The sequence below is a fragment of the Nocardioides cremeus genome, assembly GCF_030518195.1.
Classification (GTDB): domain Bacteria; phylum Actinomycetota; class Actinomycetes; order Propionibacteriales; family Nocardioidaceae; genus Nocardioides; species Nocardioides cremeus.
The window spans coordinates 284,698-296,190 of record NZ_JAULSC010000003.1 but is presented as its reverse complement, the minus strand read 5'-3'; the positions used below and the strand labels follow the sequence as shown (position 1 = coordinate 296,190).

Annotated in this window: 8 protein-coding genes; 2 read left to right on the top strand and 6 right to left on the bottom strand. The window is 72.5% G+C overall.

The genetic code is table 11. The features are described from left to right. From QWJ41_RS05710 to QWJ41_RS05700, 3 genes are all read right to left on the bottom strand, one after another. Positions 1–344, bottom strand: a 344-nt coding sequence (locus QWJ41_RS05710; RefSeq protein WP_302706345.1) for a hypothetical protein, incomplete at its 3' end; no start/stop codon positions are given. Further along, positions 341–934 carry an RNA polymerase sigma factor gene (locus tag QWJ41_RS05705; protein WP_302706343.1) on the bottom strand — a complete coding sequence of 198 codons (594 nt, stop codon included), beginning with the start codon at positions 932–934 and terminating at the stop codon, positions 341–343. The genes QWJ41_RS05710 and QWJ41_RS05705, both read right to left, overlap by 4 nt. A 100-nt stretch (positions 935–1,034) precedes the next feature. Next, complete coding sequence (locus QWJ41_RS05700) at positions 1,035–3,806, bottom strand: CHAT domain-containing tetratricopeptide repeat protein (RefSeq protein ID WP_302706342.1); 2,772 nt, start codon at positions 3,804–3,806, stop codon at positions 1,035–1,037. A gap of 418 nt (positions 3,807–4,224) precedes the next feature. On the opposite strand from QWJ41_RS05700, the gene fadD1 reads away from it, so the two are divergent. Then, positions 4,225–5,793: a fatty-acid--CoA ligase FadD1 gene (gene fadD1 / locus QWJ41_RS05695; protein WP_302706341.1), complete on the top strand. Its 1,569-nt coding sequence runs from the start codon at positions 4,225–4,227 to the stop codon at positions 5,791–5,793. A gap of 79 nt (positions 5,794–5,872) precedes the next feature. Here fadD1 and QWJ41_RS05690 read toward each other — a convergent pair whose 3' ends face one another. Beyond that, positions 5,873–6,976, bottom strand: coding sequence for an NAD(P)H-dependent flavin oxidoreductase (locus tag QWJ41_RS05690; protein ID WP_302706340.1), 1,104 nt, complete (start codon positions 6,974–6,976; stop codon positions 5,873–5,875). A 25-nt stretch (positions 6,977–7,001) separates the two neighbouring features. Then, positions 7,002–8,639 (bottom strand): acyl-CoA synthetase, encoded by a 1,638-nt coding sequence (locus tag QWJ41_RS05685; protein ID WP_302706338.1) that lies wholly within the window; start codon positions 8,637–8,639, stop codon positions 7,002–7,004. Between the two features lie 47 nt (positions 8,640–8,686). On the opposite strand from QWJ41_RS05685, the gene QWJ41_RS05680 reads away from it, so the two are divergent. Beyond that, the gene (locus QWJ41_RS05680; RefSeq protein ID WP_302706337.1) at positions 8,687–9,547 is read left to right on the top strand and encodes a crotonase/enoyl-CoA hydratase family protein; all 861 of its coding nucleotides are present in this window, start codon (positions 8,687–8,689) and stop codon (positions 9,545–9,547) included. 41 nt (positions 9,548–9,588) lie between these two features. Here QWJ41_RS05680 and fadD8 read toward each other — a convergent pair whose 3' ends face one another. Beyond that, a complete protein-coding gene (gene fadD8 / locus QWJ41_RS05675) occupies positions 9,589–11,184 on the bottom strand; it encodes a fatty-acid--CoA ligase FadD8 (protein ID WP_302706335.1) in 1,596 nt (531 codons plus the stop codon). Between the last annotated feature and the right edge of the window lie 309 nt (positions 11,185–11,493).

Below are 11,493 nucleotides of genomic sequence, written 5' to 3'. Positions count from 1 at the left end.
CCGCCCAGCCCGTCGCCCGCCCCGCGGACGGCCAGGCCGAGCTGCTGGCGCCGGCTGTCGAACACCAGGGCGGCGACCACCTCGAGCAACCGGCTCGCGCGGGATGTCGATGAGCGGTGCCAGTCCTGGAAGGACTGGCGAAGCCGCTGCCGCAGCACGGGAGGCGGCTCGACCAGTGGCAGGTCGCGACCCGCCGCGATGATCATGTGGACGAAGGCGACCTCGGCGCGGAAGTCGGGGTCGCTCGAGGCCAGCTCTGCTGCTCGCGCCGCCAGGTCGGGGGCCAGCCGTCCCTCGACCCAGTCGGCGGCCATGCCCCGTGGGAGCGGTGACGAGCCGGTCACGACGTCTCCTCAAGCATCCGTCGCAGCCTCTCGAGACAGCGGCCACGCAGCGGGCCGATGCCACCCACCGCACGCCCCAGCTCCCGGGCGACCTGGGTGTACGTCGGTTGCCGCGCGTCGAGGTACAGGGCCCTGATCAGCTCGCGGCACGGGCTGCCGAGCTGGTCGACAGCGGCGTGCAGGACGCTGAGCTGCTCCCAGTCCAGCAACCCGCCGCTGTCCACCTGCTCGTCGGTGGCGAGGTCCTGCGGCTCGGCGGCCGGGCGCTCGCGGTGCCTGCGCTCCCGGACCTTCCAGGCCTGGCGACGGGTGACCGTCACCAGCCACCCGACCAGCCGCTCCCCGTCCTGGAGCGAGTCCTGGCTCTCGAGCAGTGCCAGGAAGGACGACTGGGCGACGTCCACGGCGTCCTGCGGCTCCAGGCCGCTGCGCAGCGCCACGCTGTAGACCAGCTGCTGGTGCCGGTCGACCAGGACGTCCCAGGCCTCCGTGTGCCCCTCGCGGATCCGCCGCAGCAGCTCCGCGTCCGAGATCTGCGACCGGCCGTCGGCGCGCGCCGGCCCGGACGGTGTCGGCTCGGGCAGCTGCATCGGCACGGTGTTCTCGGTTCCGGGGGGAAGTCACGACACCAAGTCAACGACTGTCTTACGGGCTGGTCACCGCCCGTCTAGACCGGTGGTCGTCCCTGGATCAGGGGGCCGTGCAGGCGACACCGTGTGCGCGCGGTGCCGGGCTCGACACGAGGGCGAAGGCTCCCCAGAAGTAGGGGTGCAGCTCTGCCCCCGCGGCCTCGCGCTGGGCCGCCCGCAGCGCCTCGTCGGCGGGCAGGCCAGCAACCAGTCCCGCGTGCAGGGACGCCATCACCTGGGCGGTGGCCGCGTCCGCGACGTGCCACTGGGCCACCACGGCACTCGCCGCCCCAGCGGCGAGGAACGCCCAGGCCAGGCCCACCGGCTCACGGTGCCTCCCGTGCGTGCCCGACTGGCACGCGCTGAGCACGACCAGCGCACCGGCCAGGTCGAGCTGGACGATCTCGGCGGACGACATCCAGCGGTCGTGCAGCCGCAGCCGTGAGAACAGCGGGGCGTCCGGCTGGTGCCGGCCGTGGCAGGCCACGTGCACCAGGTCGGCGCCGGTGACCGAGGCGGTGACGGCGTGCACGGTCGCCGCGGGCCCGTCCAGCAGCACCGCGTGCTGGTGGTGCCGAGCGACGGTGCTCGCCTCCTCGGCGGCCGAGGGCGCGTCGTCGTCCGCGACGCCCACGACGGTGACCGACGCGTCCGAGCGCAGCTCGAGCGGCGGCGTGCCGGCGGGCAGCAGGCTGGGCGCCAGCGTGATCGACCAGCGCTCGAAGAGGTACCCGTCCCCGTCGTGCAGGACCGAGAAGGGGATGCTGCCCATCACCCCGTCGGGGACGACGCACAACCGCGGCCCCAGGCCGTCGAGAAGGTCCTCCACCGGAGCCACGAGCAGGTCGTGCAGGTCCCGCAGGGTGGCTTGGACGGAAGGGACGAGCCGTGCAGCCCCGAGAGCCACGTGCGTCGCCGCGATCGCCGCCCGCGTCCACTGGTCGTCGAGGTCGTCGAGCAGCCGGTGCAGACGGCCCATCGCCGCGGGCAGCCGACGCGAGACGACCTCGTCGCAGCGGTGGACGAAGACGAGGATGTCGCCGCCGGAGACGTGGTAGGCGAGCGTCGGCGCCAAGACGTCCCGTCCGTCGGCGGGGTCGCGGACGTCGCGAGGAGCAGCGCCACCGCCCAGGTGGCGCGTGCGCAGGCTGTTCACCCGTCGCTCCAGCTCGCGCGTGCGGGCGCGGGACGTGTCCGGGCGCCCGACGGCGGGATGCTCCTCGGCGAGGTACTGCTCACTGAGCTCGGCGAAGGCCTCGCCCAGGTCGCGCCCGGCTGCTGAGAGCACCGGCCCCCTGCCGGCAGCACGGGCCAGGAGGTCTGTCAGGGTGCGGGCGCGCACGTCGTCGGCGACCCGGCTGGCGGCCTCGACGTCACCGGGACGACCGCGCTCGAGGAGGACCTCCACCAGCTCGCCGTGGGCCTGTGAGCGGTGGGTGCGGAAGGACGTCAGCAGGGCGTAGTCGGGCAGCGCCCCGGTCGCTCGCTCGAGCTCGGCCAGCGCTCGGTCGAGGTGGTGCACCGCGAGGTCGAGGTCTCCTCGCGCCCGGAGCACCCGCGCGGTGCGCAGCTGGTGCTCGTAGCTGAGCTCGGGCAGGTCCAGGCCGTCCACGAGCCCGGCGACCTCCAGGAGTCGCGTCTCTGCCTCATCGGGCCCCTCAGCGAGGTCGCACTGCAGCAGGCGGGCGCTCACCAGGGGCACCTGCCAGCCGCCCTCCTCCAGCCTGGCGGCGCAGCTCGCCGCGGTCTCCTTGGCCTCCTGCCTGCACCCCAGCCGAGCCAGCGCCTCCGCGCGGGCGAGCGCGACCCGGGCGAGGAACTGGTGGTCGTCGACCGCAGAGAAGAGTGCGTGCGCAGCGGTGAGCTCGTCGAGCGCCGACGCGCTCCGGTCCTCGGCCAGCTCGCACAGGGACAGCAGGAAGCGGGCGGTCGCCTCGTCGTGGCGCAGTCCCGACCGGGCGGCCTCCAGGGCCCCCGAGGACGCCGCGTCCCGCGCCTCGCCCCACAGGCCGACCGCGAGGTGGGTCTCCGCGAGCGCGAGCCGCAGCCGCACCGCCTCCGTCGTGACCCCCAGCCGCTCGAGGCTGCCTCTCGCCTCCTCGAGCAACCGCAGCGCCTCACCGATCTGCCCCAGCTGACGGTGCGCCTGCGCGGCATCGCCACGGCACTGGGCGGCGAAGACCGGGTCGTCGGCGCGCTCGAAGATCTCGATGGCGCGCGCGAAGGCGGTCAGCGCCTCCCCCGGGCGCCCCAGCGCCAGCAGCTCCACGCCCGTGTTGGCCAGCGGGAGCGCCGTCTCCTCGTGCCGTCCGAGCGCGGCGTACTCGTCAGCAGCACGAGCGTAGGCCTCGAGCGCGGCGGCGTGCCGTCCCACCAGCCCGTAGGCGACCCCCAGGTTCTTGACGGCGTGCGCGCGCAGGTAGCGCGCCTCCGCCTCCACGCCGCCGCCTTCCTCGGGGCCGGTCACGAGCTCGCCCAGTGCCGACACGAGCTGCTCGCCGACCTCGATGGCCTCCTGGTGCCGACCCAGGTCGTCGAGCACGTGCATGCGGCCGAGGTCCGTGCGCAGCGCAGCGAGGACGTCGCCGTCCTCGGTCCACAGGGCCCGCGCGTCGGCGATGAGCCGCAGTGCCTCGTCCAGCTCACCGCGCTCGGTCAGCACCTGCGCTCGCACGTACCTGGCCCGGGCCTGCTGGCCGTGCAGGACGGCGCGGCGCTCGACCCACAGCGCCAGCCGCTCGGCCCGGCGCGGGTGCCGGTGCACGAGCTCGGCCGCGCGGTCCAGCGCCGCGGGCAGGAGACGGGCGGTGTCGGCGTAGACCGGTGCTGGCACGTGCCAGAACGTACGCGAGATCGGGGCCGCCCGGGCCGGGACGCGCTACTCTCGTCGGGCGTCGCACGACACGACCGGAGCCCGGCACAGCCTCCGTGGACGCCGGTCGGAACTCCTGCCTCCCGCTGGATCAAACTGCTGGTCCGAGACCACCGCGCGCACGCGGATACCTCGGCGGGACGCCGAGAAACAGCCTTCTCCTCCGCTTTTCGAGCGGGCAGTGTCGGGGGTGACGGCAGAGAATCCCCCCTCTCGCAGGCCGTCAGCGTGGCGGCGGTCGGCGACACCATCCCCCCGGTCTCGCCGACCGCCGCAGGAGGGCCGAGCACCCTGGGCACCCGGCAACCCTTGACCCCCTGTGACCCACGCCATAGGTTGACGCGCGTCAACTAGAACACGTTCCACCAGGGGGTCCCCGATGGCCGAGAACATCCAGCAGCTGTTGCGCGAGCGTCTCGAGGACGACAGCACCGCACTCGTCCACGGCGACCGGTCGTGGACCTGGCGCGAGCACCTCGCCGAGGCCTTGGCCGAGGCCGCCGCGCTGGTCGCCACGGTCGACCCCGACCGGCCGGTGCACGTGGGCACGCTCCTCGACAACGGCCCCGAGATGCTGCGCGCCATGGCCGGGGCCGGCCTGGCCGGCTACGTGCTCTGCGGCATCAACACCACGCGACGCGGCGAGTCGCTGGCGGCCGACGTACGCCGCGCGGACTGCCAGGTCCTCCTCACCGACCGGGCGCACCTGCCGCTGGTCGAGGGGCTCGACCTCGGTGGGGCCCGCGTCGTCGACGTCGACTCCGAGGAGTGGGCCGACGAGGTGGCCGCCGCAGGTCCGCTCACGCCGCACCGCGAGGTGGGCGCGATGGACACCTTGATGATGATCTTCACCAGCGGCACCAGCGGTGACCCGAAGGCCGTGCAGGTGCCGCACATCCTCCCGGTCTTCTCGGGCCTCGACCTGGTCGGCCGGTTCTCGCTCGGCTCCGACGACGTCTGCTACCTCGCGATGCCACTCTTCCACTCCAACGCGGTGGCCGCGGGCTGGGCGGTGGCGCTGACGTGCGGCGCCACGATGGTGCCGGCCACGTTCTCGGCGTCGCGCTTCCTCGACGACGTGCGCAAGCACGGCGTCACCTACATGAACTACGTCGGCAAGCCGCTGGCCTACGTGCTGGCCACGCCCGAGCGTGACGACGACGCCGACAACACGCTGCGGGCGGCCTTCGGCAACGAAGCGAGCGACCGCGACATCGAGGAGTTCGCACGCCGCTTCGGCTGCCGCGTCGTCGACGGCTTCGGCTCCACCGAGCTGGCCATCATCATCCAGCGCGAGGACGGCACCCCGCCGGGCTCGGTGGGCAGGGGTGCCGACGGGGTGGCCATCTACGACAGCGAGAGCGTGACCGAGTGCGCGGTGGCGATCTTCGACGAGCACGGCGCGCTCACCAACGCCGACCAGGCGGTCGGCGAGCTGGTCAACACGCAGGGGCGCGGCTACTTCTCCGGCTACTACAACGACCCGCAGGCCGACGACGAGCGGATGCGTCACGGCATGTACTGGTCGGGCGACCTGGCCTACCGCGACGCCGACGGCTGGATCTACCTCGCCGGGCGCACCGCCGACTGGATGCGCGTCGACGGCGAGAACCTGGCCGCCGGACCGATCGAGCGGATCCTGCAGCGCCTCCCGGGCCTGAGCCGGGTGGCGGTGTACGCCGTCCCCGACGAGCGCGTGGGCGACCAGGTGATGGCCGCGATCGTGCTCGAGGACGAGGCCCGGCTCACGCCTGCGGAGCTCGAGGAGTTCCTCGCCTCCCAGCCCGACCTCTCCCCCAAGGCGTGGCCGCGCTACGTGCGCCTCAACGACGACCTGCCCTCGACCGCGACCAACAAGGTGCTCAAGCGCGAGCTGGTCGCCGAGGGCGTCAGCGCCGGCGGCGGCATCCTCTGGACGCGCGAGGAGCGCGGACGCTCCTACGCCTGAGGCCGCGCAGGCCGTCGTACGACGAGCCCCGCCCCGGACGTCCGGGGCGGGGCTCGCGTCTCGTGCGGGTGTGCTGGCCTCAGCCGCGGACCTTCTCGAGGTTCGCGACGGCCTCCTCGAAGCCGGCGACCAGCTCGGCCATCACCTCGGCGACCGGGCGCACCTGGTTCATCCGGCCCACGATCTGGCCGACGGGCATCGCGACGACGTCGGGGTCGCCGGAGGCGTTGATGCGGTTGTGCGCGTCGGAGACCAGCAGGTTCTGCAGCGGCATCGGCAGCGGCTCCGGGGCACCCTCCTGCGCCCAGGCCTCGGTCCAGCGGGTCTTGAGCAGCCGCGCGGGCTTGCCCGTGTAGACCCGGCTGCGCACGGTGTCGCTGGAGGTGGCGCGCAGGAAGGCGGTCTCCCAGCCGGCGCTGCCCGACAGCGAGCGGTACTCCTCGGTGCCGAGCCAGATCGACCCGGTCCACACCCCCTGGGCGCCCAGCGCCAGCGAGGCGGCGACCTGGCGGCCGGAGCCGATGCCGCCGGCGCCGAGCACCGGCACGTCGGGCCCGACGGCGTCGACGATGTCGGGAGTCAGCACCATGGAGGCGATCTCGCCGGTGTGGCCGCCGGCCTCGTAGCCCTGGGCCACGATGATGTCGACGCCGTTGGCGACGTGGCTGGCCGCGTGCTTGGCCGCACCGGCCAGGGCCGCGACGGCGACGCCGCGCTCGTGGCACTGCTCGATCACGTCTACGGGCGGCGAGCCCAGGGCGTTGGCGATCAGCACCGGCCGGTGCGCCAGGGCGATGTCGAGGTGCGAGCGAGCTACGGAGTGCAGCCAGCCCAGCACGCCCTCCCTCCCCTCGCCCTCGGGCAGCGGCGGGACGCCCAGCTTGAGGAGCGTCTCGTCGACGAAGCGGCGGTGCTCCTCGGGGATCATCGCGCCCAGGTCCATCGACGAGCCCTCCGTCGGCACCTTCATCGGCATCACGATGTCGACGCCGTAGGGCTTGCCGTCGGTGTTGTCGTCGAGCCAGCTCAGGGTGCGCTCGAGCTCGTCGGTGTCGTTGAACCGCACGCAGCCGAGCACCCCGAGCCCGCCGGCGCGCGAGACCGCGGCGGCGACGTGCTCGGAGGGGGTGAAGGCGAAGATCGGGTGCTCGATGCCGAAGCGGTCGCAGAGGGTGGTGCGCACGGAGGCTCTCCTGGTCCGGGGGGGGTCAGACCGACGCGACGCTGGCGTCGGTGATCATCTTCTTGGCCGCGACGTACTGCGCCTTGCCGGTGGCGTTGCGGGGCACGCGGTCGACGAGGGTCAGGTGGCGCGGCAGCTTGTAGCCGCTGAGGTGCTCACGCAGGTGCTCGCGCAGCTCGTCGAGCTCGAGGCTCGCACCCTCGCGCAGCTCGCAGACCGCGGCCACGGCCTGGCCGTAGGTCTCGTCCGGGATGCCGACGACCAGCACGTCGTAGACGGCCGGGTGGCCCTTGATGGCCATCTCGACCTCCTCGGGGAAGACCTTCTCGCCGCCCGTGTTGACGCAGTTGGAACCGCGGCCCAGCAGCGTGATGCGGTTGTCGGTCTCGATGCGGGCGAAGTCGCCGGGCACCGAGTAGCGCTCGCCGTCGATCTCGATGAACGTGGCGGCCGACTTCTCGGGGTCCTTGTAGTAGCCCACGGGCACCGAGCCGCCGCGTCCGAGCCGGCCGGTGCGACCGACGTCCTCGGTCATGTCGAGGAAGCGACCGTCCTCGCCGATGACCACGCTGCGCGGACCCAGGCCGATGACCGGGCCGTCGGTGCTGATGTGCTCCTTGTCCTGCATCCCCATCCCCTGGAAGCCGGTCTCGGAGGCTCCCACCGAGTCGGTGAAGATCGCGTCGGGGAAGGCCTCCATCCAGCGCTGCTTGATGGGGTGGCTGAAGATCGCGGCACTGCTGGAGATCGCGAAGAGGCTCGAGGCGTCGTACGGCGTGCCGGTCGCGGCCTTGCGCTCGTACTCCTCGATCAGCGGGCGGGCCATCGCGTCACCGGTCATGAAGATGAGCTGGACCTTGTCCTTCTCGATGACCTCCCAGGTGCGGCGGGCGTCGAACTTCGGCTCGAGCACCGTGAGGTGGCCGGCGAAGAGGTGCATGAGCAGGCCGGCCTGGGCGCCGCCGTGCATGAGCGGGCTGAGCGGGAAGGTGACCATCCGCGGGTCGGTGGCCTGCTTGGACTGGTCGTGCTCGTCGAGGTCGGCGCCGGTGTAGAAGTCGATGCCACCGCCCAGCACCCGCCAGAAGTCCTCGTGGCGCCACATCACGCCCTTGGGGAAGCCGGTGGTGCCCCCGGTGTAGATGATGTGCAGGTCGTCCTCGCTGCGCTCGGCGAAGTCGCGCTCGGCGCTCTGGCCGGCCACCGCGTCCTCGAGCGTCACCCCGCCGAAGGAGGCCAGGTCGCTGTCGTCGTCGGGCGCGCTCACGTCGCGGATCGCCACGTAGGTGCGCAGCCGCTGGTGCTGCGGGGCGCAGGCCGCCACGAGGGGCGCGTAGGTGCGCTCGTGGACGAGCGCGACGAGGTCGGCGTTGTCGAAGAGGTAATTGAGCTCGCTCTCGACGTAGCGGTAGTTCACGTTGATGCTCACGGCGCGGATCTTGAGGATCGCCAGCACCGCCACCACGTGGTCGATGGAGTTCTTGGCATAGACACCGACGTGCTGGCCGGGCTCGACGCCCTGGGCCTGCAGGTAGTGGGCCAGGCGGTTGGCCCGGGCCTCGAGGTCGGCATAGGTCGCCACCTCGTCACCCAGCTTGACAGCGGGGTTCGCGGGGACGACGTCGACGGCGTGCTCGAAGAGATCAGCTATGTTCTTGGCCACGTCCGGAGACTAGAACACGTTCTCATTCTTGGCTAGAGTCTCGCGCCATGACCGCTCAGAGCGACTCCCCGCCCACCTCTCCCGACGGCTCCGACGGCACCGACGGCTCGGGCAGCAGCACCGAGCAGCCGCACTGCCTCGTCGAGCAGGAGGGCCACGTCCTGGTCGTCACCATGAACCGGCCCGAGCGCCGCAACGCGCTGTCGGGGCAGATGCTGCGCATCATGGAGGAGGCCTGGGACCGGGTGAACTCCGACGACGAGATCCGGGTCTGCATCCTGACCGGCGCCGGCGGCTACTTCTGCGCCGGCATGGACCTGCAGGCCGCCGACGAGAAGCCGCCGTCCGAGAGCTTCGAGTCCGGCGAGTACGACCCGACCGTGATCAAGGGCCTGCTCAAGGGCTTCCGGCTCACCAAGCCGTTGATCGCCGCCGTCGAGGGCCCGGCCATCGCCGGCGGCACCGAGATCCTGCAGGGCACTGACATCCGGGTCGCGGGCGAGTCGGCGAAGTTCGGGGTGGCCGAGGCGCGCTGGTCGCTCTACCCGATGGGTGGCTCCGCGGTCCGGCTCCCCCGGCAGATCCCGTACACGGTCGCCGCCGAGCTGCTGCTGACCGGGCGCACGCTGCGGGCCGCCGAGGCCAAGGAGCTCGGCCTGGTCGGCCACGTCGTCCCCGACGGCGAGGCGCTGGCCAAGGCGCGCGAGCTGGCCGGCCTGGTCGCCGCCAACGGCCCGTTGGCCGTGCAGGCGATCCTGCGGACCATGCGCGACTCCGAGGGCAGGCACGAGGACGAGTGCTGGGCCGACGACGCCCGCGTGGGGGCGGCCGTCTTCTCCTCCGACGACGCCAAGGAGGGCCCCCGCGCGTTCCTGGAGAAGCGGGCGCCCCGCTTCACCGGGCGCTGACGCGGGGCGCGCGCCGCGGTCGCCGCGGGACTCAGTCGGGCTCAGCCGACGGCGCGCTCCCCCGTCCAGTACTGCGCGCGCAGCGCCTTCTTGTCCGGCTTGCCGAGCCCGGTCAACGGCAGCGCGTCGGTCGCGACCACCTGCTTGGGCACCTGCACCGACCCCTTGCGCTCCTTGACCAGCTGCTGGATCTCGGCGACCACCTCGTCGGTGAGCTCGTGGCCCTCGCGCACGACGACGACGGCGGTGACGGCCTCTCCGAACTTCTCGTGCGGCGTGCCGATGACGCCGACCTGGGCGATCGCCGGGTGCTCGGCGACCACGTCCTCGACCTCGCGCGGGAAGACGTTGAAGCCGCCGGTGACGATCATGTCCTTGGTGCGGTCGACGATGTACCAGAAGCCGTCCTCGTCCTCTCGGGCCACGTCGCCGGTGTGCATCCAACCGTCACGGAAGGTCTCGGCCGTCACCTCGGGCAGCTTCCAGTAGCCGCCGGCCAGCAACGGGCCGGCGACGCAGATCTCCCCCGGCTCACCAGGTGCCACCGGCAAGCCGTCCTCGCCGAGCAGGGCGGTGCGCAGGAAGGCCGAGGGCCGCCCGCAGGAGGCCAGCCTCCGGTCGTCACCGCCCACGTGGTCGTCCTTGGCCAGGTAGGTGATGACCATCGGCGCCTCGGACTGCCCGTAGTACTGGGCGAAGACCGGGCCGAACCGGTCGATCGCCTCCCGCAGGCGGACCGGGTTGATCGCCGAGGCGCCGTAGTAGACGGTCTCGAGCGAGGACAGGTCGCGGGTGCGGGAGTCGGGGTGGTCCATCAGCGCGTAGAGCATCGAGGGCACCAGCATCGTGGCGGTGATCCGCTGCTCCTCGATGGTGCGCAGCACCTCGGCGGGATCGAACCTGTCGAGCACGAAGAGGGTGCCGCCCTTCATCACCGTCGGCACGAAGAACGCCGCGCCGGCGTGCGAGAGCGGGGTGCACATCAGGAACCGGGGCGACTCCGGCCACTCCCACTCCGCGAGCTGCACCTGGGTCATGGTGGTCATCGCCTGCGCGGTGCCCACCACGCCCTTCGGCCTGCCCGTGGTCCCGCCGGTGTAGGTGATCGACACGATGTGGTCGGGAGGCAGGGTCACCGCCTCGAGGGGACGCGGTTCGCAGCGCTCCGCGGCCGCGGCGAGGTCGTGGCCGACGTGGCTCAGCTCGTCCGGCACCGGCCCGATCGTGAGCACCTTGTCGAGCCGGGGGCACCTCTCGAGCAACCCGAGCGCCCGCTCGACGAACATCGGGTTCGGGTCGATGGTCAGCGTCGTGATCTCGGCGTCGTTGATGACGTAGGCGTGGTCCTCGAGCGAGCCGAGCGGGTGCAGCGACGTACGCCGGAAGCCCTGGGTCTGGCCCGCGCCGATGATGAACAGCACCTCGGGCCGGTTCAGTGCCAGCAGGGCGCCGGCGGTGCCGCGCCCGGCCCCGAGCGACTCGTAGGCCTGCACGTACTGGCTGATCCGGTCGGCGACCTGCCCCCCGGTGAGCGTGACGTCGCCCAGGTGCATCACCGGGCGGTCGCGGTGCCGCTTGAGGGCCGCCGCCATCAGGTGGCCGTTGTGGGTGCCGGTGCGCAGGTCGTTGTCAGGCATGGCGCTGAGACTAGAACGTGTTCCAATTCTGCGCCAGACTCTCTCTGGTCGAGCAGCGAAGGTGCCCCGTTGGTCGAGCAGCGAGGGCACCGTCGTTGGTCGAGCAGCGAGGGCCGAAGGCTTGAGCGACGCCGAGACCCCGCAACCGATCGGCGTACGGCGAGCACGCCGAGAACCGCCGTTGGTCGAGCAGCGAGGGCCGAAGGCTCGAGCGACGCCGAGACCTCGCAACCACACGGCGTACGGCGAGCACGCCACCCACCCAGCTCCTCGCTGGCGCTCGTCACTGCTCGACCAACGGAGCGCACC

Excerpts from the sequence above, each read along its gene's own strand:
- QWJ41_RS05705 (WP_302706343.1), bottom strand. The coding sequence starts at position 934 with ATGCAGCTGCCCGAGCCGACACCGTCCGGGCCGGCGCGCGCCGACGGC.
- fadD1 (WP_302706341.1), top strand. The coding sequence starts at position 4,225 with ATGGCCGAGAACATCCAGCAGCTGTTGCGCGAGCGTCTCGAGGACGAC.
- QWJ41_RS05680 (WP_302706337.1), top strand. The coding sequence starts at position 8,687 with ATGACCGCTCAGAGCGACTCCCCGCCCACCTCTCCCGACGGCTCCGAC.
- fadD8 (WP_302706335.1), bottom strand. The coding sequence starts at position 11,184 with ATGCCTGACAACGACCTGCGCACCGGCACCCACAACGGCCACCTGATG.